Raw genomic sequence first — 21,077 nt, forward strand, 5'->3', positions numbered from 1 at the left:
GAAATAGCACGAAGCCCCTAAGAAACGTTTACGTTGCGGTTGCCGCAGCGTCAGGTGCTGTGCCGATTTCCGCTGGTCTGCCGGGTGAGGATGTCACGATAGAGGTCGAGCAGGGCGCCGGACATGGCGGAGGCGGAGAAGGCCGCTTTGAACCCTGTCGGTTCGGGCATCACTCTGCGCGGCCAGTCCGCATCGGTGATGGCCCGGGCCATCAGGGCGGCGAGGCCGTCTGGATCGCCCGGTTCCGTGAGGGCGATGCTGTCGCGACCGAGCACTTCAGGAATGCCGCCAACGCGGGTGGCGATGACCGGCTTTCGTGCGGCGAGCGCTTCCAGCACGATATAGGGCATGGCCTCGGCGCGTGAAGGCACGATGACGTTGCGCGTGAGCGCGAAGGCGTCATGCGCCTTCATGGCCGGCAGCATGCCGATGCGCCGGCCGAGGCCCATGCGCAGCATCATGTCCTCGTATTTCGCCTTGTCCGGTCCGTCGCCGATCATCAGGGCGGAAAGCGGACGGCCGATCCGGCGCTCCGTGCGGGCGAAGGCCTCGACGAAGACATCGGGGCCCTTCAGGTCGCGCAGCATGCCGATATAGAGGAAGTCGACGGCGTCCTCCCGGGAATAGACGGGCTCGAAGTCGCGGTCGTGGATGCCGTTGTAGATGCGCTCCGCCCTGACGCGCGGTCGGCCCACACGGGCGGCATAGGCATCCCGCTCGTAGTCGCAGACAAAGACGAGCGCATCGCCGAGCCTTTCCAGGAGGCGCTCGGCGGTGAGAATCGCCATGCCGGTAGCCGTGCGGCGATTGTAGTGCAGACTGCCGCCATGCGGCGAATAGAGGCGGGCTACGCGATACCTGTTGACCCGCAGGGCTGAGCCGATGAGCCGGGCAATGGCGCCACCCTTGGCGCCGTGCCCGTGCAGGACATCCGGCTGCAAACTTTTTATTTCGTGATAGCTGCTCCAGAACGCGCCGATGTCGCGCGGGCTGATCGACCGGCTGATCGGCAGGCGTGTGAGGCCGAGCGAGAGATAGGGGCGGATTTCATCGAAGAGGCCGTCCTCGTAGGAGCTGCCGGTGAGACTGTCGCAGACGATTCCGACGTCATGGCCTGCCTTCGCGTGGAACTCGGCGAGATCGCGCACATGGCGAAAGATCCCGCCGATAGGGGAGCGAAAGCAGTGAATGATGCGCAGGGGCCCATCGTCCGCCATTGTGCTTAGAACAGCCGTTCGCGGACATAGATGGTGTCGCCGGCCAGCACCGGATCGGAGATGGACACACGGCCTGTGAGAATCTTGCCGTTGATCTTACGGGTAACGTCGACATCGCCCTGGTTGGCGCGCGGAGAGAAGCCGCCGGCCACGGCAATGGCGTTCTGGATCGTCATGCCGGCGACATAGCTGTACTGCCCGGCCTGGCCGACTTCACCCATGACATAGATCGAGCGGTAGCGGTCGACCTCGATGGAGACGTCCGGGTCGCGCAGATATCCCTGCTTGAGCTTCGTGGCGATGACGCGTTCCAGTTCCTGGATCGTCTGGCCGCGTGCCGGCACTGCGCCGATGAGCGGGAAGGCGACATAACCGGCCTGATCGATCGAATAGGTGTTGCTGAGGCCCGCCTGCTCGAAGACGGTGATGCGCAGCCTGTCGCCGCTGTCGAGGCGGTAGGGCTGAATGGTTGCCTCGTGGAATGCCTTTGGGGCGGGGCGGTAGCCGCTGCAGCCGGCGACGGCCGGCACGATGAGCGCCAGCGCAAGCAGCATGCCCTTGTTGATCGTTGCGAATGTCATTCGCTTTACCCAATCCCGGAATCAGAAGTCTGGAGCCCGTTATCGATCCGTTAGGGTTAATGGCTGGTAAAGGCGCAGCAAGGATGGGCAGGAGGACGCGGATTTTTTTCGCAAGGGTGGTGAGAGGGAAGGGCAAGACAACCGCCGATAATTAACCCTTGCGTTACCATGTTTGTTTACCTTGCGCGGAAATCGTGGTGTTTGGAGTTGGGATATGTCGGGCGCAAACAGCCAGCAGGATGTCGATATCGATCTTGGCGGCCTTTTCGGCGCGATCTGGCGCAACCGCATGCGTGTGCTGCTGGCCACGGTCGCCTGCGCCGGCATTGCCTTTGCCGGCGCCAGCCTGGTCACGCCTCGCTACAAGAGCGAGGCACGCCTTCTCATCGAAACGCGCGAACCGGCCTTCACGACCGGCTCCGACCGCACGCAGGGCCGCGATCCGCAGCCGGCGCTCGACGAACTCGGCATCGCCAGCCAGGTCCAGCTCCTCAGATCCGCCGACCTCATCAAGCAGGTCGCGCGCAACATGAAGCTCTATGAACTGGAAGAGTTCGACCCGGCGGCAAAACCCTCTGCCATTTCCGACCTGCTCGTTCTTTCGGGCTTGAAGAAAAGCCCGCTCGACATCGAACCGGAAGAGCGCGTGTTGAAGGAATTCACCGACAAGCTCGCCGTCTATCAGGTGGAGCGCTCGCGCGTCATCGGCATCGAGTTCTCCTCGAAAGACCCGCGCCTGGCCGCTGAAATCCCCAACGAGATGGCAAAGGTTTACCTCTCGCTGCAGAGCGGGGCGAAACTCGACACCAATTCCGAGGCGACGCGCTGGCTGGAGCCGGAAATCGCCAACCTGCGCGAGAAGGTGCGCGAGGCCGAGCAGAAGGTTGCCGAGTATCGCTCGCAGTCCGATCTCCTGCCGACCGGCGAGAACTCCAACTTCGCCGCGCGCCAGCTCACCGACATCTCGACGGAACTTGCCCGCGTGCGCGGCGAGCGCGCCAATGCGGAGGCACGGGCCGAAAGCGTACGCGCCGTGCTCAAGACCGGCGGCGCACCCGACACGCTGAGCGATGTCGTCGGCTCGCAGATGATCCAGCGCCTGAAGGAAAGCGAAGCGCAGATCCAGGGGCAGATCTCCGACCTTTCCACCTCGCTGCTCGAAGGCCATCCGCGTCTGAAGGGGCTGCGCTCGCAGCTCGTCGGCATCCGCGGACAGATCAAGTCGGAAACGCAGAAGATCCTGTCGAGCCTCGAAAACGAGGCCAAGACCGCCCAGCTGCGTGAAACCCAGCTCCTGCAGCAGCTCAACACGGTGAAGGCAAACAGCGCGCGCGCCGGCGAGGACGAAGTCGGCCTCAAGGCGCTGGAGCGCGAGGCGACCGCCCAGCGCCAGCTGCTCGAAACCTATCTCGCCCGCTACCGCGAGGCGACCTCGCGCACCGACAGCGGTTCCACGCCGGCCGATGCCCGCATCATCTCGGCCGCTGTCGAGCCGACGGAGGTGGCCTTCCCGAAGATCGTGCCGATCACCGTCGTCGGCGGCGTTGCGGGCTTCATGCTGAGCGCGATCGCCATTCTCCTCGCCGAACTTTTCAGCGGCCGCGCGCTGAAGCCGGTCGGTGCTGCCGCGGCGGTGCCGCTGCGGCGCGAGGAAGAGGTTGTCGAGGATGCGCTCGAGCCGGAGGCTGCAGCGGAAGAGCCTGTGGTCCAGAAGACGCCCGTCGTGCGCCGCGATCCGGTTGCCCGCTTCGACCATGTTCCGGTCCGTGATGCCGAGGCCCCCACGAAATCGCTGCTGGCCGATATCGAGCCGGACGAGGAGGAGATGCTGGCCGATGAGAGCGAAGACGATCTGCTGCTCGACGAGCCTGAGCCTGAGCCTGAGGAAGAGGAAGTCGAGTTCTCGATTGCCGCCGTCGCCCGCTATATGATCGAGAACAACATTTCCGTCGCGATCTCCGTCTCGCCCTCCGGCGACCGTGGTTCGACCGCCACCGTCATGTTGGCGCGCCGTATTGCCGAGGAGCACCGCAAGACGCTGGTCATCGACCTGACCGGTTCTGCCTGCCCGACGCGTCTGATGGCCGAATCCGCCCACATGCCGGGCATCACCGATCTCCTCGTCGGCGATGCCGTCTTCGGTGACATCATCCATGGCGACCGGTTGTCCGGAGCGCACATCATTCCGCGCGGCAATGCCAATATCAAGCGCGCCATGCGCGGCATCGACCGGCTGGCGATGGTCATTTCCTCGTTCGCCGACGCCTATGACACGGTGATCGTCGAATGCGGCCCGGCCGACGTGGAGGGCGTGCGACGCCTGACGCGCGACCAGGAGACGGATGTTCTCCTCTCGCTTCCGGGGGCTGAGGAGGACGAGATCGTCGAACTGATCGATGCCTTCGGCGAGGCGGGCTACAGCGAAGTCATGCTGATGACGGGAGAGGGAGCAGAGCCGCCGCGCTATCCGGGCCGCCGGGCGGCGTAAAGGCGGTCAGTCCACACTGTCCTCGTGCGGACGCGCCGTCTTGCCGGAGCGCAGGCGCTGCAGGAAGGCATAGACCTGCGGGCTCTGTTTTATGCGGCGTTTCGCGCCGGCCTTGGCCCGGTGCAGCGCGGCGACCGTCGCACCGGCCAGCGTCGTCGGCCAGAGCACGTCGTGCTGCCGCGTCTCGATCGTGCACCAGGAGCGCTTGTAGGGCTGGTCGCCGATGCCGAAGTCGAACAGGCGCACGCCTTCACCGCACAGTTTGCCGATCGCAAGGTAGAACAGGAACTCGCCGGGGCTGGCATCCGCGGCGATCGTGTCGTCGATCGAGCCGAACTGGCAGATCACATGGTCGCCCTTGCGCGACAGGCCGGCAATCGCAGCAATACGGCCGTCATTCTCGCCCCTGAGGCGCACGGCGTGGAGCTGCAGCGGGTAGCTGCCGTCCGCTTCGGGTACGGATACCAGTCGCCGGAAGAAATTCCGTGTGCTCTCGTCGCGAAAGACGTCCGGCAGGCCCATGGCGTCGAAACGGGCGGCCTTCTGCTGGAAGAAGGTTTCGAGCAATGCCCGGCTTTCCGCGCCGGCCTCGGCGATGACGTGTTCGTAGCCGCCAAGCGCCATCAGGCGGCGTTCGGAGGCGCGGAACTTCTTGCGGCGGCGACGGGCATTGACCTGCGCCAGCGTGCGTTCGAAATCGGCGAAGAGCTCGATCTGGAAGGCGGCGTTCTGGTTCAGCACCGCGGGCAGATCGGAAAAGGGGCTGGCTTCGCCGCGCCAGTCGAGCGGCATGTTTTCCAGAAGGAGGATGTCGCAGTGCCGGGCAAGCTGGCTGCGCGCCGTCTCAAGCGCCTGCCGAAGCCGGGGCGGGGCGGCAAGGGTACGGAAATCCTGCGAATAGAGGCCCGTATTGATGTTGCTGAACGGGGCGGCGAGAAAGCGGGCGATGCGGATCGGCCCGCGGCGCACGATTTCGAAAGGCAGCAGGAGATGCGTGCACCCGGCGGAAAAGCCCTCGACAATCAGAAGCCTGCAGGCATGGCTTTCCACCCACGAACGGCACCAGTCGTAGCTCTGGTGGAGCGAAAGCGCGTTTTCCGTTTCGAGTGCCCGCCAGCAGGCCTCCACCGGTTCCATCTGTTCGTGCAGGCGTATCGACAGCGGCATCGGTGAACGTGCTTGGCCGCCGCTCTCGCTCGGCGCCAGATTGCCGTGTGCAAGGTCGCGTTCGGACGGCATGATCTGGAAATGGAGTTGCATCGCTCCCATACCTGGCTTTCGTGCATTCGGTTGCCGCAGCGACACCATAGGCGCTAGGCTTGCGCAATTGGTTTACATCCGCTGACCCTGCCCGGTATGCCCCGTGAAATCGGCCGGAGCGGTTAGCAAGTCGATAACGGGAACAGTGGGCGGAGCGCCCACCGGCAGGAGGAGCCCATGCAGACCTGGCGGCCGCCGCAGAAAATCCACGTGAAGGTGCTGGGCCTTGCCTGGCACGCCGGCCGGCTGCTGGCGGCGGAAGTGACGCGCGACGACTGCACGGTCAAGGGTGTGCGCCCGCCCGGCGGCTCCATCGAATTCGGCGAGACACGGGAGCAGGCGCTTGCCCGTGAGTTCCGCGAAGAGCTCGGTTGCGAGATCGCCATAGATGGGCCATGGACGACCTTCGAGAACATCTTCTGGCATGAAGGCGCGCAGGGCCACGAGTTCGTTTTCGCCGCGAACATCTACCTGCTCAACGAAAGCCTCTATCGGCGGCCCGAGATCACGCTCGTCGAGCATGACCGCTCCATCTGGACAGCGCGCTGGTTCTATCCGCTAGCGCTGCCGGCCGGCGTGGAACTGTACCCCACCGGCCTTGCTGCCCATCTTGAAAAATGACCTATTCGTCGCGCGGCTTGCCGGGCTTTTCCATCCACTTGATGATCAGCATGGCCGGCAGGATCCACAAAAGGCCGGTCACGGTGAAGTAGAGAAGGTGGATATACCAGGGTGCTTCTCCTAGCGTTGCGGCGGCAATGGTGGTCGCGACCAGCGCATAGACGAGCACGAGGATGATGATCAGGATCGTGCCGATCAGTTTTCGGAGGCGAGGGGGCATAGGCAGTCTTTCGATTGGGTAGCGGCAAAATGGCGCGACGGCATGCCGCAAAGGTTCGGGCCTTGTTTTGCACGGGCCGGTCAGGCAAATCAACGCCACAGTCCTTCCCGCTGAAGCCGCGCGCGCGGTTTTGCACCCGGAAGGACGCGAGAAAGGAACCGGAACGGCGGCCGGCCCGCCATTCCGGAAAAGGAGCCGAGACGATGAGCGCCACGACCGCGACCGCATACCGCAGCCCCAGTGACACGGACAGGATCGACCGCGACCGCCGCCAGGTACGCCGCTGGCTCGGTTTCGTGCTGTTCACGCTGTTCGTGCTGGTGCTTGTCGGCGGCGCGACGCGGCTCACCGAATCGGGCCTCTCCATCACCGAGTGGAAGCCGATCCACGGTGTCGTGCCGCCGCTCACCGACGTGGAGTGGCAGGAGGAGTTCGACCTCTACAAGCGCATTCCGCAGTACCAGCAGGTCAACAAGGACATGACCGTCGAGGAGTTCAAGACGATCTTCTGGTGGGAATGGGCCCACCGGCTGATCGCCCGTTCCATCGGCTTCGTCTTCGCCGTGCCGCTCGCCTTCTTCTGGCTGACCGGCCGGATCGAGAAGAAGCTGCGCTGGCCGCTGGTCGGTCTCCTGGCGCTCGGCGGTTTTCAGGGCTTCATCGGCTGGTGGATGGTCTCGTCGGGCCTTGCCGAACGTGTCTCGGTCAGCCAGTACCGGCTCGCCACACACCTCACCATCGCCTGTCTGATCTTCGCCTGGACGGCATGGTTGATGCGCGCGCTCTCGCCGCACAGCGACGATGCCGCGCCGACGGACCGTTCTCGCCGCATGGCCGGCATCATCGCCTGCATGGCGATCTTCCAGATCTATCTTGGTGCGCTCGTCGCCGGCCTCGACGCGGGCCTCACCTACAACACCTGGCCGCTGATGGACGGCGCCCTCGTGCCCGGCGGCCTCTTCGTGCAGCAGCCCTGGTGGATCAATCTCTTCGAGAACCCCAAGACGGTACAGTTCGTCCATCGCATCGGCGCCTACGTGCTCTTTGCCCTCGTCGTCATGCACATGATCGCCTCGCTGCGCGCCGCGCCGGAAACGACGCATGCCCGCCGCGCGCTGGTACTGTTCGGCCTCGTCTGTCTCCAGGCGACGATCGGCATCCTGACGCTGATCTGGCAGGTGCCGCTCGGCTGGGCGCTGGCGCACCAGGGCGGAGCGCTGGTCGTTCTCGGCTTCGCCATTGCCCATTGGCGCGGGTTCTACGGTGAGTATCCGCGGGAGATCGCGGACGACTGATCCGCTCAGGCCTGTCTGAGGACGGTGCGGATGGCGGTGGCAACGGCAAGCTCGTTGCCGCACTCTTCCGTGTCGCCGCCCTCGTCATGCCAGGCCGCCGACAGGCAGCCATAGGCGAAGGCGTAGCGCAGGATGGTGCGGACATCGCGCTGGAGCGTCTCGGCGAAGACACCGGCCATCGCGGCGATGCGTTCCTCGCTGCGGTTGAGGTCGAAACGGTCGAGCGGGTTGGAGAACATGTTGGCGACATCGAGCGCCGCATCGCCGATCAGCCCGGCCGGATCGATGATGAGCCAGCCGCGCGGGCCGTAGACGATGTTCTCGTGATGCAGGTCGCCGTGCAGGGGCTTGATGTCCCGCTGGTCGGCAATCAGCGCCTCGGCCATGTCCGCCGCTTCGGCGAACGGGCCTGCGAGGCCCTCCCGGCGGTCCCGTTCGGCCTTGTCGAAGAGGCTTGCGAAATAGCGCGGCAGCGGTTGCAGGCTCGTCGGCGGTGGCGTCTCGGAGGGGCGGTGATACGCGAGAAGCGCCTCCGCGGCGATGCGGGTCGCGTCCGCATCGCCTTGGGCTTCAAGATGGTCTCGCAAGGTCGTCCTGCCGGCATGTTCCATCAGCAGCATCGTGCCGGTGCGGGCAAGGAGCTTCACGCAGCCGACGCCGTCGCGCCAGGCCAGAAAATCCGCGCCGCGCTGGCTGTCTTCCAGAACCTTCGGCTTCAGGTGCTTGACGATCGCAGAAACACCGTCGGCAAGTGTCACGTCATAGACGCTGCCGGCAACGGTATCGGCGATCGGCTCGGCATTTTCGATCCGCCATTCGGCGGGGAAGGGCGGCAGGCTGCTGCTCATCCCCTCAGCATCAGGTCCATGTTCTGCACGGCCGCGCCCGAAGCGCCCTTGCCGAGATTGTCGAGCAGGGCGACGAGGTTGACGTGCGGCGCACCTGCGGTGCCGAAGACGTAGAGCTTCATGCGGTCCGTATCGGCGAGTTCCACGGCGTTGACGCGGGCGAGGTTGGCGCTTTCCTTGAGGTCGACGACCTCGACGATATCCTGGCCGGCATAATGCTCCACCAGCGCCTCGTGGATCGAGCCGAGCGAGGCGTGGTCGTTGAGGTCGGCGAGATAGAGCGGCACCTGCACGATCATGCCCTGCGGGAATTTTCCGACCGACGGCGAGAAGAGGGGGGCGCGGGCAAGAAGGCCGTGCACCTGCATTTCCGGCACATGCTTGTGCTTCAGTGGCAGACCATAAAGGAAGTGCGGCGCGTCGATGGGATCGGGATGGCCTGCCTCCTCCATCTGCGCGATCATCTGCTTGCCGCCGCCCGTATAGCCGGAGACGGCGTTGACCGTGACCGGGTAATCCTCCGGCAGCAGGCCGGCAAGGCGCAGCGGGCGCAGGAGACCGATCGCACCCGTCGGATAGCAGCCGGGATTGGCGACATGGCGGGCGCCGGCGATCTTTTTCGGCTGCTCGCGGTCCATCTCGGCAAAGCCATAGGCCCAGTCGGCGTGGATGCGGTGCGCCGTCGAGGTGTCGATGATGCGGACGGAATTGTTGCCGGCAACCATGGCGACGGCTTCCTTCGCCGCATCGTCCGGCAGGCAGAGGATGGCAACGTCGGCACTGTTCAGGAGGTCCTCGCGCAGCTTGGCATTGCGGCGCTCGGCTTCGGGGATGGAGAGCAGCTCGACATCGTCGCGGCCGGCCATGCGCGTGCGGATCTGCAGGCCCGTCGTGCCGTGTTCGCCATCGATGAAGATCTTCGGTTTCATCTGCAATCCAATCCTTCAAGAAGCCTGAAAGCATTCCAGCAGAACCGTGCGACGGTTTTGCGTCGCCGCCTGCGGAAAGCGGTTCCCGGCCGATATAGCCCCTTGGTCCGTCGCATTCAATGTGCTGTTTTCAGCGTCGTTCGGCGAGCGCTTCTGCATGCAGCCCCAGCATGTACATGGCGATGTTGGAAGCGGCGATGGCCGTGATGTCCGCATGGTCATAGGCCGGCGCGACCTCGACCACATCGGACCCGACGATGTTGAGCGCGCCGAGCTTGCGCAGGACCGACAGGATTTTCGCGCTCGACGGGCCACCCGAAACGGGCGTACCGGTGCCGGGGGCGAAGGCGGGATCGAGGCAGTCGATATCGAAGGTCAGGTAGGTCGCACGATCGCCGACGTGATGCACGATCGCATCGGCGATCGCACCGGCGCTCATCTCCTCGACGTCGTAGCCATAGAGGATGCGGATGCCGCAATCTTCGGGCGCATGGGTGCGGATGCCGATCTGGATCGACGTTTCGGGGTCGAGCAGCCCCTCGCGTACGGCCGTACCGACGAAGGAGCCGTGGTCGATGCGGCCTTTCTCGTCCGCCCAGGTATCCTGATGCGCGTCGAACTGGACGAGGGAGAGCGGGCCGTATTTTTCCGCATGGGCGCGCAGCAGCGGCAGCGTGATGAAATGATCGCCGCCGAGCGTCAGCATATAGGCGCCGGACTTCAGGATCTTCTTCGCCTCGCGCTCTATGGTGCCGGGCGTCTTATGGTGGTTGCCGTAGTCGAGCAGGCAGTCGCCGTAGTCGATGACGGCCATGTCCTCGAAGAGGTCGCGCTCGAAGGGATATTGCGGGTCGTTGTCCATGATGGCAGAGGCGCGGCGGATCGCCTGCGGCCCGAAGCGCGTGCCCGGCCGGTTGGAGGTGGCGGCATCGAAGGGGATGCCCCAGACCACCGCGTCGACGTCCTTAAGCACTTTCGTGTAGCGCCGGCGCATGAAGGAGAGGATGCCCGCATGGGTCGGGTCCGAGGCGGCGCTTTTCAGCGTCTTGGCGGTGATGGCGTGGTCGATCGTCTTGTTGGCCATGTGTGTCCCTCCGAATTCTGGCGGGACGTTCGCCAATCGCGATCTTGAAGGCAAGGGGTTTCGCGCTGAAAAACGAAAAGGCCGGGGCGAACCCCGGCCTTTCCTGAAGAACAAGTCTTCCGAGCGATTAACGCTTGGAGAACTGGAACGAACGACGGGCCTTGGCCTTGCCGTACTTCTTGCGTTCGACGACGCGCGAGTCGCGGGTCAGGAAGCCGCCCTTCTTGAGGACCGAGCGCAGGCCCGGCTCGAAGTAGGTCAGTGCCTTGGAGATGCCGTGACGAACGGCACCGGCCTGGCCGGAGAGGCCGCCGCCGGCGACAGTGGCGTCGATGTCGAACTGGCCGTCACGGGCAGCTGCGACGATCGGCTGCTGCAGGATCATCTGCAGAACCGGGCGTGCGAAATAGGCTTCGAACGACTTGCCGTTGACGGTGATCTTGCCGGAGCCCGGCTTGACCCACACGCGGGCGACGGCGTCCTTGCGCTTGCCGGTGGCGTAGGAACGGCCCTGGGCGTCAACCTTCTTGACGTGAACCGGGGCGGAAGCGGCCGGAGCTGCAGCGGCGACGCCGAGGTCCTTGAGCGAGGAGAGGTCGGCCATTATCAGGCGCTCCTTGTGTTCTTGCTGTTCAGCTTGGCGACGTCGAGGGCGACGGGCTGCTGGGCTTCATGCGGGTGGTTGGAGCCGGCGTAGACGCGCAGGTTCTTCATCTGGCGACGGCCGAGCGGGCCGCGCGGAACCATGCGTTCGACAGCCTTTTCGAGAACGCGCTCCGGGAAGCGGCCTTCGATGATCTGGCGAGCCGTACGCTCCTTGATGCCGCCCGGGTAACCGGTGTGCCAGTAGTACTTCTTGTCGGAGTACTTCTTGCCGGTGAAGACGACCTTGTCGGCGTTGATGACGATGACGTTGTCGCCGTCGTCAACGTGGGGCGTGAAGGTTGCCTTGTGCTTGCCGCGCAGGCGGTTGGCGATGAGGGTAGCGAGGCGACCGACAACGAGGCCTTCGGCGTCGATGAGGATCCACTTCTTTTCTACCTCGGCGGGCTTCTGTACGAAGGTTGCCATGGGAGATGTCTTTCTTTTGCGATCCCGAGGCTTTTTGGGCGACGGGCGTTTCTTGTTGCTTGGTTTGGCGTCCTGTGGATACCAAAAAAAACGAACGCAGCCCGAGAGGCCGCGATCTGGGGTGGCTTATAAGCGAGAGCCATTTTGGCGTCAAGGGACGCGACCTGGATGGTGTTAAAGATAGTTCAATAAAAACAATACCTTGTCGATGAGGTATTTTGATACCGCAAATTATCGCGGTGGAATCGAATAGGTCGCGGTGGCGTGGGCTACCAGATCTTCGCCATCCGCGCCGAAAATCGACGCCTCGATCACTGCCAGCCGCTTGCCGAGCTTGAGAAGCCGGCAGGTGCAGGAGAGGGGGCCGGGTTCGGGCTTGCGCAGGAAATTGATGTTGAGACTGGTCGTGACGGCGAGCGCCACGGGGCCGATATGCGCCAGCACGACGCAATAGGCCGCCACATCCGCCAGCGCGAACAGGGTGGGGCCGGAGACCGTGCCACCAGGGCGCAGGTGCCGCTCGTTCGGATCTAGCCGCATGACGACCGTACCGGACCTGACCTCGGTCACGTCGAAAACCTTTCCGTCCGTGTGGATCTGCGGAAAATCGGTTTCGAGGAACCGGTTCAGGGCGTCCCGGTCCATGATGGGCGTCAGGTTCACGGCGTTCTCCTTCGTCTGCCCTGCGTTTACAGACCGGTTTGTGCCGGGGAGCAAGCCCTCTCAAAGTCTATGTCGCCACGCTTGAAACCGTCTCTCGCGAGGCGTAGGACCGCAGATGAAACAGAATGGAGGCGATCATGGCGGATGTGGTGTCGTTCAGGAAAGAGGAACCAGCCGGGCTGGTGCGCATCGAGCGCCAGGGGCCGGTCGTCCGTATCACGCTCAACAATCCGCCCGCCAACGCCCTCTCGATTGCCGTCATGGAGGCGCTTGGCGACGCGCTGGATGTCGTGGCCGGTGACGAGGCCACCCGCGTCGTCGTGCTCGCCTCGACCGGAAAAGTCTTCTCCGCCGGCCATGACCTCAAGGAAATGACCGCCCGCCGTACGGATGAAGACGGCGGCCGCGCCTTCTTCGAAAAGACCATGCGCATGGCGGCCGATATCATGCTGAAGATCGCCGCGCTGCCGCAGCCCGTCGTTGCCGAGATTGACGGCCTCGCCACGGCCGCCGGCTGCCAGCTCGTGGCAAGCTGCGATCTCGCCATCTGCACGGACACCTCGACCTTCTGCACGCCCGGCGTCAATATCGGGCTGTTCTGCTCGACGCCGATGGTCGCCGTCACCCGCGCCGCGCACCCCAAGCAGGCGATGGAAATGCTTTTGACCGGCGAGACGATCGACGCCTCGACGGCCAAGGATTTCGGCCTCGTCAACCGCATCGTGCCGCAGCAATACCTGCGCCAGGTGGTCGACAAATACGCCGCCGTCATCGCCTCGAAGTCGCCGCAGGCCCTGCGCATCGGCAAGGCCGCCTTCCGCGCCCAGGCCGGCTTGCCGCTCGCCGAAGCCTACGACGTCGCCGTCGCGGCAATGGCCGACAACATGCTCGTCGACGATGCGAAAGAGGGGATCGGCGCCTTTCTCGGCAAGCGCATGCCGGAGTGGAGGCAGAAGTAGTGGCCCGGATTACACATTTTCAGCGCGACCAAATGGACCGCCTTCAGCTTCACGATGAAGTTGATGCAAAGCTGTTTGTTCAAAACTACGATGGTCGAAAGCTTGTTCAAATATCAACTTATGGGCGTTCCAGCCGGCAGGATGTTGGCAAGATGAGCCAAACGTTTCAATTGGACGAGGAAGCGGCCCGCCAATTGTTTGGGATTATGAAGGCTGAATTTGGCTTTGAGTAACTGCTAAGCCAGCTTCAGCACCAGGACCCCTGCTGCGATCACCGCGCCGGCGATGTAGCGCCAGATGCTGGCCTTTTCCTTGAGGATGAAGACCGAGATGAGGAGGGCGAAGAGGATGGCGGTTTCGCGCAGCGCCGCGACGGTGGCCACCGGCGCCTTGGTCATCGCCCAGAGGGCAAGGCCGTAGGAGGCGATGGAGCCGGCGCCGCCGAAGAGGCCGCGCGCCCAGTTGCGCCGCACATGCGTCCAGACCGGCCGGCTGCCCCGCCGCGCGACGGCCCAGCCGAAGAGCAGCACCGGCGGCAGCAGCGACATCCACAGTGTATAGGACACGGCATTGCCGGAAGCCCGCGCCCCGGCGGCGTCGACGAAGGTATAGGTGGCGATGACGGCGGCATTCGCCAGCGCATAGACGATGGCCCGCCGGCTGCCGTGGCGCGATTCGAAGGCGAGCGTCAGCACGCCGACGGAAATGACGAGAACGCCGGCCATCGCCCCCGGTGTCAGATGCTCGCCGAGGACGATGCCGCTTGTCATCGCGACCAGGAGAGGCGCGGCGCCGCGCATCAGCGGATAGACGAGGCCGATGTCGCCGGCCCGGTAGGCTGCGGCCACGAGCTGGAAATAGGCGAACTGCAAGGCGGCCGAGGTGAGCACGAAGGGCCAGGCCGCCGGGTTGGGCATGGGCACGAAGGGCAGGAAGGCAAGGCCGACCATGCCGCCGCCGAGCGAGACCATGGCCGCGTCGAGCGATTTGTCCGTGCCGGATTTGACGAGGGCATTCCAGACGGCATGAAGTGCCGCGCCGAACAGCACGAGAAAAAGAACGTCTAACGGCAATCTGGGACCTCGAAGGGCAGGCCATTGGGGGGAGGGGCTCGGTTCTTCATCTGCGCAATTTCACCGATTTGCAATCGGGATTCTCGCGGGTTTAGCGGCAAACCGGCCGAAGCTGACCCACAATGGCACAAGCGGTGGCTGAACGGCTGCTCCGGCGTGGTCGTGTTCTTTAAGGTTCTGCGCTAGTCTGACGGGCAGGAAGACATGTGAGAGACGGTCGCGAACGCCGGAGGAGGCAGCGATGAACCACGATCACTATCCCGACAGCTACATCCGCCACATTCTCGGATCCGTGCACACGATCGCGGTGCTCGGCGCTTCGCCGAACGATGGTCGGCCGAGCCACGGCGTCATGGGCTTCCTGCTCGGCAAGGGCTATCACGTCATCCCCGTCAATCCCGGCCATGCCGGCAAGACCATTCTCGGCCAGCGGGTCTATGCGCATCTCGCCGATATCGCGGAGCCGATTGACATGGTCGATGTCTTTCGCGCGGCAAGCCAGTTCCCTGCCGTCGTCGACGAGGTGCTGGCGCTCGCCCCGGGTCCCTCCGTGCTCTGGGGCCAGTTCACGGTGCGCGACGATGCCGCCGCCGCGCGGGCGGAAGCTGCCGGCATCCGGGTGGTCATGGATCGCTGCCCTGTGACGGAATATCCGGTGCTGATGCTCAAGGCCTCCTGAGCGCCGCGCATATTGACTTCACGCAACGTTACCCCAATTCTCCGGCAGCAAAACGGGGTAGTCGCATGAACCATGATTCCTATCCGGACTATTACATCGCCGACATCCTGCGCTCGACCAGGCTGATTGCGCTCGTCGGCGCCTCACCCAATCCGGAGCGCCCCAGCCACCGGGTCATGGCCTTCCTGCTGCGCAAGGGCTATCGGGTCATCCCGGTCAATCCCGGCCAGGCCGGCAAGGAAATCCTCGGCCAGCCCGTCGTCGGCCGTCTTGCCGATATCGTCGAGCCGATCGACATGGTCGACGTTTTCCGCGCAGCGGATGCGTTGCCGTCGGTCGTGGAGGAGGTGCTGGCGCTGAATCCGCTGCCCAAGGTGATCTGGGGGCAGCTCTCGGTGCGCCATGACGCGGCGGCGGCGGCAGCGGAGGCCGCGGGCGTGAAGGTGGTCATGGATCGTTGCCCGGCGATCGAGTATCCCCGTCTCGTCGCGTAATTCGCCATCGGCGCAACGCGTATCGCCGCACCCGTGCTTTTCCGGAAAATCTTTCTTTGACCGGCTCTTAGCTCTCTGAAATAGTGCGCCCGACTTCAGCCAGGGAGGCCATTTCATGACGAAGAACAAGCCCGGATTTGCAACGCTCGCCATCCACGCCGGCGCCCAGCCGGACCCGACGACGGGCGCGCGCGCCACGCCGATCTACCAGACCACGAGCTTCGTGTTCAACGACACGGACCACGCTGCCTCGCTTTTCGGCCTGCAGGCCTTCGGCAACATCTATACCCGCATCATGAACCCGACCCAGGCCGTGCTCGAGGAGCGCGTCGCGGCGCTCGAAGGCGGCACGGCGGCGCTCGCCGTCGCCTCAGGCCATGCCGCCCAGCTTCTCGTCTTCCACACGATCATGCGTCCGGGCGACAATTTCATCGCCGCACGCCGGCTCTATGGCGGCTCGGTCAACCAGTTCGGCCATGCTTTCAAGAGTTTCGACTGGCATGTGCGCTGGGCCGATACGGCCGATCTCTCCTCCTTCGAAAGCCAGATCGACGACAAGACCAAGGCGATCTTCATCGAGAGCCTGGCGAATCCGGGCGGCACCTTCGTGGATATCGCCGGCATTGCCGAAGTGGCGCACCGCCACGGCCTGCCGCTCATCGTCGACAACACCATGGCGACACCCTATCTCGTGCGCCCGCTGGAGCACGGTGCCGACATCGTCGTGCATTCGCTGACCAAGTTCATGGGCGGCCACGGCAATTCCATGGGCGGCGTCATCGTCGATGGCGGCACCTTCGACTGGACGGCCTCCGGCAAGTACCCTGCGCTGTCCGAGCCGCGGCCGGAATATGCCGGCATGGTGCTGCACGCCACCTTCGGCAATTTCGCCTTCGCCATCGCCTGCCGCGTTCTGGGCCTGCGCGATTTCGGCCCTGCCATCTCGCCCTTCAACGCCTTCCAGATCCTGACCGGCATCGAAACCCTGCCGCTCAGGATGCAGCGTCATTGCGACAATGCGCTCACCGTCGCCAAGTGGCTGAAGGGCCATGAAAAAATCTCCTGGGTCACCTATGCGGGCCTCGAGGACGATCCCAATCATGCCACCCAGCAGCGCTACTCGCCCAAGGGCGCCGGCGCCGTCTTCACCTTCGGCCTCAAGGGCGGCTACGAAGCGGGCAAGCGCTTTGTCGAGGGCCTGGAAATGCTTTCGCACCTCGCCAATATCGGCGACACGCGCTCCCTCGTCATCCACCCGGCCTCGACCACCCATCGCCAGCTCACCGAGGAGCAGCAGGTGGCCGCCGGCGCCGGTCCCGATGTCGTGCGCCTGTCGATCGGCATCGAGGATGTCGCCGACATCATCGCGGACATCGAGCAGGCGTTGGCCAAGGCGTGAATCTTAGCGGGCCGCCCGCGCCATTTCAGCAGGCGGCCCATTTCAGCAGGCGGACAGGTCCATGAGCAACACGCAATCCTTCGATGTCTCCGGCATCACACCCGAAGAGGGCCGCCCGGCCGCCGACCGGCTGATCTCCGGCGACCCGGTCTTCACCACCTGGAACATCGAGGAAGCCGACGGCGGCATCTATGCCGGCATCTGGCAATCGACGCCGGGAAAATGGCGCGTCCAGTACGACGAGTGGGAGTATTTCCACATCCTCGAGGGATATTCGATCTTGGTATCGGAAGATGGCGAGGCCACGCACCTGAAGGCCGGCGACCGCCTGATCCTGAGACCCGGCTTCAGGGGAACCTGGGAAGTCGTTGAAACGACTCGCAAGGACTACGTCATCCGCGTCTAGGGTTTCCGGACCTCACCACGCCAGTTCCAGCGCCTCCAGCCCGTGGAAGTGGTAGACGTCCTTCACCACGGGCTCTTTCGCGATCCTCAGCCCCGGCAGGCGCTGGAAGAGGATCGGCAGGGCGATGTTGAGTTCCAGCCTTGCGAGCGGCGCGCCGATGCAGAAGTGGATGCCGGCGCCGAAGGAGAGGTTGGCGCCTTCGTTGCGATCCGGCTTGAAGGCGAGGGGATCGGTGAATTTCTTCGGGTCGAGATTGGCGGCGGCGAGAATCATGGCCACCTTGTCGCCCCGGCGGAAATGGATGCCGTCGAGTTCGACATCTTCAAGCGCGAAACGGTCGAAGATGTGCACCGGGGCGGAAATGCGCAGGCATTCCTCGACCGTGCGTTCCGTCGCCTTCTCATCCGCGAAAATCACTTTGGGATCGGCGCCGTTCTCCAGAATGCTGCGTACGGCATTGCCGATCTGGTGCACCGTCGCCTCGTGGCCGGCATTGAGCAGGACGATGGTCGTCGAGATCAGCTCGTCTTCGGTGAGAAGCTGGCCGCGGTGCTCGGTGTGCACCATATGCGAAAGCAGGTCGTCGCGCGGCTCCGCCCGGCGCTCGGCGATGACGCTGCGCACATAGTCGGAAAATTCCTCGGCCGCCTTGTCGGCGATAATCTCGTCTTCCGACGTGCGGCCGAACATGTACATGCGCACATAGGCATGCGACCATTTAAGGAGTTGTGGCCCCATCTCGTCGGGAATGCCGATCATGCGGGCGATCATCGTCACCGGCAGGATATCGGCGAAGGCGGCGAGCAGTTCGACCTTCCCGTCCTTCTCGAACCGGTCGATCGCTTCGTGGCAGAGCGCGGAAATCTCCGGCGTCAGCTTCTCGATCATGCGCGAGACGAAGGCGCGGTTGACGAGGGTGCGCAGCCGCGTGTGCTCCGGCGGTTCCAGTTCGAGCAGAGACCAGGCCTCGGCAGCGTCGAAATGGGCGAGATGCGCCTGCGGCTCCGGCAGGCCCAGCTCCTCGCGCGTCGCCACGTGCAAAATCTGCCGGCCGAAGCGGCGGTCGCGCAGGAGGCCGTTCACATGGTCGTAGCCGGTGAAATACCACATCTTCTGCTCTTCCCACCAGAAGGTGGGACAGTGTGCATGCAGCGCCGCGTAGACCGGGTTCGGATCGCGGTAGAAATCGGGATTGCGGCCGTCGAGCGAGACGCGGCGGCTGGCGGGGTCGATGGACAGGAAGGGGATATGTGTCGTGGTCATCAAAGACCGGTAGCGTATTCCGGCACCGGGTGAAACCGGAATTTGATTTGTTCATGACTGTGAACTAAGTTTGATAAACTAAGTCCATGGAGATGGCGATGCGGACGGTCAACATTCACGATGCGAAGACCAATCTTTCGCGCCTTGTCGAGCAGGCGGCGAAAGGGGAAAGCTTCGTTATTGCCAAGGCGGGCAAGCCGATGGTCAAGGTCGTGCCGCTCGATCCGCCGGATGAGGGGAGGGTGAGCCGTTTCGGTTTTCTGCGCGGGCAGTTGACGGTTCCTGACGATTTCGACCGGATGGGCGAGGATGAAATCACCCGCCAGTTTTCCGGTGACGAATGAAGCTGCTCCTCGACACGCGCCTCCTGCTCTGGGCGGCGGCAAGCCCGGAGCGGCTGAGCGACGCCGCGATGGCGCTGATGGCGGATCCGGACAACGCCCTCCACTTCAGCGTGGCGAGCCTGTGGGAGGTGATCATCAAATCGAGCCTCGGCCGCCCGGATTTTCAAGCGGATGCCGGACGCCTGCGGCGGGGCCTGGTCGACAACGGTTACATCGAACTGCCGATCGCTGCAGGCAATGCCATCGCCGTGGCGAACCTGCCACCCCTGCATCGTGATCCTTTCGACCGCATCCTCATCGCACAGGCGAGATATGAGGGCCTGCTGTTGCTGACGGCGGACGCGCGCGTCGCCGACTACGACGGGCCGGTGCGGCTCGTCTGATCATTTCCCGACGGCAACACCTTCCCGCCGGGGATCGGCAGCGCCGGTGAGGCCGCCGGCTGAGATGGCGATGGCGTGCAGACCGGAGTTCATTTCGCCCACCTTCACCTCGTAGCCGAGCGCCTTCAGAGGCGCGGCGAGTTTTTCCGCTGCGGTGCCGGCTTCGAGGTCGTAGGGGCCGAATCGATTGATGAGATGCGGCATGGCGACGATCTGGCCGACATCCATGCCCCAGTCGATATGGGCGATCAGCGCCTGGGCGACGTAGCCGATGATCTGGCTGCCGCCGGGAGAGCCGATGGCCAGCACGGGCTTGCCGTCCTTCAGCACGATGGTGGGAGACATGGAGGAGCGGGGGCGTTTTCCGGGCTCCACGCGGTTGGCAACCGGCATGCCCTCGTCATGGGTCTTGAAGGAGAAGTCGGTGAGTTCGTTGTTGAGCAGGAAACCGCCGGTCATCAGCCGCGAGCCGAAGCCGTTCTCGATCGTGGTCGTCATGGAGACCACATTGCCTGCCGCATCGACGATGACGAAATGGCTGGTGGAGGGCAGTTCGAGTGCGGCGTCGCGGCCGAAGTCGAAGGCGTGGTCCCATTCGGGCTTGCCCGCCGTCACGGCATCTTCGGCAAGTGCCTTGTCGCCGTCGAGCAGCCTGGCCCGCTCTCCGAGATAGGTTTTGTCGAGAAGCCCCTTGATCGGCGCGGGCACGAAATCCGTGTCCGCAAGGTAGCGTTCGCGGTCGGCGAAGGCGAGGCGCTGTGCGTCGCCGATCAGCCGCCAGCTTTCGGCATTGTCCTTGCCGAGTGCCTTGAGGTCGAAATTTTCCAGCATGCCGAGCATCTGGCCGATGGCGACTGCGCCGGAGGAGGGCGGTCCCATGCCGCAGACGTCGAGCGCGCGGTAGGAGGTGCAGACCGGCCGGCGCTCCTTCACCCGGTAGTTCTGAAGGTCGGCGAGCGAGAGCACGCCGGCATTCTTGCCGGAACTGCGCACCGTATCGACGATGCCCTGGGCGATAGTGCCGGTGTAGAAGGCCGGCGCGCCGCCACCGGCGATGGCCGAAAGCGTCTCGGCATAGGCCGGATTCTTGAGGATTCTGCCGGCCTTCAGCGGCGCACCATCCGCGCCGAAGAAATAGGCGGCTGCCGTCTCGAAGGTCTTCAGCCGGTCGCCCTCGGTGGCGATCAGGCCGGCAAGACGCGGCGAGACGGAAAAACCGTCGCGGGCCAGCGTTTCGGCGGGGATGAAGAGGTCCTTCCAGGGCTTGCGGCCCCAGCGGTTGTGCGCCTCCTGCATCAGCATGACGGTGCCGGGTGTGCCGACGGAGCGCCCGCCGACGACGGCGTCGAAGAACTTCAGCGGCTCGCCCTTTTCGTCGAGGAAGAGCCTGGGTGTCGCCTCCATCGGCGCGGTCTCGCGGCCGTCGAGCGTGGTGAGCCGGCCGGTCCCGGCATCGTAGTAGACGAGAAAGGCGCCGCCGCCGAGGCCTGAGGATTGCGGCTCGACAAGGCCGAGCACGGTCTGGACGGCGATCATGGCGTCGATTGCGCTGCCGCCGTCCACAAGAACCTTTTCGCCGGCCTCGGCCGCGAGCGGGTGGGCGGCCGCCACCAGATGGGCCTTCGCGGTGACGACCTTCGCCGCCGCAAGGCCGGTTGCGCGCTCCGGCGCGACGCTATCGGACGCCTGCTGGGCGGATACCCCGACCGATGTCAGGAAAAGAAGCCCGAGGGCGACGAGAGATCGTTTCATCATGGCTACCTCCACTGGAGGGAGATATAGTGCAGACGATCACCGGGA

24 protein-coding genes are annotated in these 21,077 nt (G+C 64.4%); 11 read left to right on the forward strand and 13 right to left on the reverse strand.

All coding sequences use genetic code 11. From position 1 onward, the window contains the following. Positions 1–50: 50 nt before the first annotated feature. Together AKG11_RS03825 and AKG11_RS03830 are read right to left on the reverse strand one after the other, a co-directional pair. Positions 51–1,217: a glycosyltransferase family 4 protein gene (locus tag AKG11_RS03825; protein WP_050743006.1), complete on the reverse strand. Its 1,167-nt coding sequence runs from the start codon at positions 1,215–1,217 to the stop codon at positions 51–53. A gap of 5 nt (positions 1,218–1,222) precedes the next feature. Further along, complete coding sequence (locus AKG11_RS03830) at positions 1,223–1,771, reverse strand: polysaccharide biosynthesis/export family protein (RefSeq protein ID WP_371260038.1); 549 nt, start codon at positions 1,769–1,771, stop codon at positions 1,223–1,225. Between the two features lie 241 nt (positions 1,772–2,012). Here AKG11_RS03830 and AKG11_RS03835 point away from each other — a divergent pair, with 241 nt between their 5' ends. Beyond that, positions 2,013–4,286: a Wzz/FepE/Etk N-terminal domain-containing protein gene (locus AKG11_RS03835; protein WP_050743007.1), complete on the forward strand. Its 2,274-nt coding sequence runs from the start codon at positions 2,013–2,015 to the stop codon at positions 4,284–4,286. A 6-nt stretch (positions 4,287–4,292) separates the two neighbouring features. On the opposite strand, the gene AKG11_RS03840 is transcribed toward AKG11_RS03835, so the two are convergent. Continuing rightward, positions 4,293–5,546 carry a GNAT family N-acetyltransferase gene (locus AKG11_RS03840; protein WP_050743160.1) on the reverse strand — a complete coding sequence of 418 codons (1,254 nt, stop codon included), beginning with the start codon at positions 5,544–5,546 and terminating at the stop codon, positions 4,293–4,295. 177 nt (positions 5,547–5,723) lie between these two features. Here AKG11_RS03840 and AKG11_RS03845 point away from each other — a divergent pair, with 177 nt between their 5' ends. After that, positions 5,724–6,167 carry an NUDIX hydrolase gene (locus tag AKG11_RS03845; protein ID WP_050743008.1) on the forward strand — a complete coding sequence of 148 codons (444 nt, stop codon included), beginning with the start codon at positions 5,724–5,726 and terminating at the stop codon, positions 6,165–6,167. Position 6,168: 1 nt separating this feature from the next. On the opposite strand, the gene AKG11_RS03850 is transcribed toward AKG11_RS03845, so the two are convergent. Further along, complete coding sequence (locus AKG11_RS03850; protein ID WP_023513723.1) at positions 6,169–6,387, reverse strand: DUF2842 domain-containing protein; 219 nt, start codon at positions 6,385–6,387, stop codon at positions 6,169–6,171. A 203-nt stretch (positions 6,388–6,590) separates the two neighbouring features. On the opposite strand from AKG11_RS03850, the gene AKG11_RS03855 reads away from it, so the two are divergent. Beyond that, positions 6,591–7,682 carry a COX15/CtaA family protein gene (locus AKG11_RS03855; RefSeq protein WP_050743009.1) on the forward strand — a complete coding sequence of 364 codons (1,092 nt, stop codon included), beginning with the start codon at positions 6,591–6,593 and terminating at the stop codon, positions 7,680–7,682. 5 nt (positions 7,683–7,687) lie between these two features. Here the strand turns inward: AKG11_RS03855 and AKG11_RS03860 are convergent, their stop codons facing one another. The 6 genes from AKG11_RS03860 to AKG11_RS03885 all read right to left on the reverse strand — a co-directional run bounded on the left by AKG11_RS03860 (position 7,688) and on the right by AKG11_RS03885 (position 12,277). Next, positions 7,688–8,530, reverse strand: coding sequence for an aminoglycoside phosphotransferase family protein (locus tag AKG11_RS03860; protein WP_050743010.1), 843 nt, complete (start codon positions 8,528–8,530; stop codon positions 7,688–7,690). After that, positions 8,527–9,459, reverse strand: a complete 933-nt coding sequence (gene argC, locus AKG11_RS03865) for an N-acetyl-gamma-glutamyl-phosphate reductase (protein ID WP_050743011.1) — start codon at positions 9,457–9,459, stop codon at positions 8,527–8,529. Before argC ends, AKG11_RS03860 begins: the two co-directional genes overlap by 4 nt. A 130-nt stretch (positions 9,460–9,589) precedes the next feature. Beyond that, complete coding sequence (gene speB / locus AKG11_RS03870; protein ID WP_050743012.1) at positions 9,590–10,543, reverse strand: agmatinase; 954 nt, start codon at positions 10,541–10,543, stop codon at positions 9,590–9,592. A 127-nt stretch (positions 10,544–10,670) separates the two neighbouring features. Then, positions 10,671–11,147, reverse strand: a complete 477-nt coding sequence (gene rpsI, locus AKG11_RS03875; protein ID WP_023513728.1) for a 30S ribosomal protein S9 — start codon at positions 11,145–11,147, stop codon at positions 10,671–10,673. Positions 11,148–11,149: 2 nt separating this feature from the next. After that, positions 11,150–11,614, reverse strand: coding sequence for a 50S ribosomal protein L13 (rplM, locus tag AKG11_RS03880; RefSeq protein ID WP_023513729.1), 465 nt, complete (start codon positions 11,612–11,614; stop codon positions 11,150–11,152). Positions 11,615–11,845: 231 nt separating this feature from the next. Continuing rightward, positions 11,846–12,277 carry a PaaI family thioesterase gene (locus AKG11_RS03885; protein ID WP_023513730.1) on the reverse strand — a complete coding sequence of 144 codons (432 nt, stop codon included), beginning with the start codon at positions 12,275–12,277 and terminating at the stop codon, positions 11,846–11,848. Positions 12,278–12,414: 137 nt separating this feature from the next. Here AKG11_RS03885 and AKG11_RS03890 point away from each other — a divergent pair, with 137 nt between their 5' ends. Next, the gene (locus tag AKG11_RS03890) at positions 12,415–13,236 is read left to right on the forward strand and encodes an enoyl-CoA hydratase (protein WP_023513731.1); all 822 of its coding nucleotides are present in this window, start codon (positions 12,415–12,417) and stop codon (positions 13,234–13,236) included. Then, complete coding sequence (locus AKG11_RS03895; RefSeq protein ID WP_050743013.1) at positions 13,236–13,469, forward strand: hypothetical protein; 234 nt, start codon at positions 13,236–13,238, stop codon at positions 13,467–13,469. The genes AKG11_RS03890 and AKG11_RS03895 overlap by 1 nt, the downstream gene beginning before the upstream one ends. Before the next feature lie 3 nt (positions 13,470–13,472). On the opposite strand, the gene AKG11_RS03900 is transcribed toward AKG11_RS03895, so the two are convergent. Next, positions 13,473–14,309, reverse strand: coding sequence for an EamA family transporter (locus tag AKG11_RS03900; RefSeq protein WP_050743014.1), 837 nt, complete (start codon positions 14,307–14,309; stop codon positions 13,473–13,475). Positions 14,310–14,550: 241 nt separating this feature from the next. On the opposite strand from AKG11_RS03900, the gene AKG11_RS03905 reads away from it, so the two are divergent. From AKG11_RS03905 to AKG11_RS03920, 4 genes are all read left to right on the forward strand, one after another. Next, entirely contained in the window at positions 14,551–14,988 is a 438-nt protein-coding gene (locus tag AKG11_RS03905; protein WP_050743015.1) for a CoA-binding protein, read from the forward strand. Between the two features lie 65 nt (positions 14,989–15,053). Next, on the forward strand, positions 15,054–15,482 hold the full coding sequence (locus AKG11_RS03910) for a CoA-binding protein (RefSeq protein WP_023513734.1): 429 nt from the start codon (positions 15,054–15,056) through the stop codon (positions 15,480–15,482). 115 nt (positions 15,483–15,597) lie between these two features. Next, entirely contained in the window at positions 15,598–16,881 is a 1,284-nt protein-coding gene (locus AKG11_RS03915) for an O-acetylhomoserine aminocarboxypropyltransferase (protein WP_050743016.1), read from the forward strand. Between the two features lie 61 nt (positions 16,882–16,942). After that, positions 16,943–17,287 carry a cupin domain-containing protein gene (locus AKG11_RS03920; protein ID WP_050743017.1) on the forward strand — a complete coding sequence of 115 codons (345 nt, stop codon included), beginning with the start codon at positions 16,943–16,945 and terminating at the stop codon, positions 17,285–17,287. A gap of 12 nt (positions 17,288–17,299) precedes the next feature. Here AKG11_RS03920 and AKG11_RS03925 read toward each other — a convergent pair whose 3' ends face one another. Further along, on the reverse strand, positions 17,300–18,550 hold the full coding sequence (locus AKG11_RS03925) for a cytochrome P450 (protein ID WP_050743018.1): 1,251 nt from the start codon (positions 18,548–18,550) through the stop codon (positions 17,300–17,302). A gap of 98 nt (positions 18,551–18,648) precedes the next feature. On the opposite strand from AKG11_RS03925, the gene AKG11_RS03930 reads away from it, so the two are divergent. Both AKG11_RS03930 and AKG11_RS03935 read left to right on the forward strand, forming a co-directional pair. Then, on the forward strand, positions 18,649–18,894 hold the full coding sequence (locus tag AKG11_RS03930; protein ID WP_050743161.1) for a type II toxin-antitoxin system Phd/YefM family antitoxin: 246 nt from the start codon (positions 18,649–18,651) through the stop codon (positions 18,892–18,894). Then, positions 18,891–19,277: a type II toxin-antitoxin system VapC family toxin gene (locus tag AKG11_RS03935; RefSeq protein WP_050743019.1), complete on the forward strand. Its 387-nt coding sequence runs from the start codon at positions 18,891–18,893 to the stop codon at positions 19,275–19,277. Before AKG11_RS03930 ends, AKG11_RS03935 begins: the two co-directional genes overlap by 4 nt. Here AKG11_RS03935 and ggt read toward each other — a convergent pair whose 3' ends face one another. After that, on the reverse strand, positions 19,278–21,029 hold the full coding sequence (gene ggt, locus AKG11_RS03940; RefSeq protein ID WP_050743162.1) for a gamma-glutamyltransferase: 1,752 nt from the start codon (positions 21,027–21,029) through the stop codon (positions 19,278–19,280). Positions 21,030–21,077: the final 48 nt, after the last annotated feature.

The organism is Shinella sp. SUS2 (genome assembly GCF_001262505.1).
Classification (GTDB): Bacteria; Pseudomonadota; Alphaproteobacteria; order Rhizobiales; family Rhizobiaceae; genus Shinella.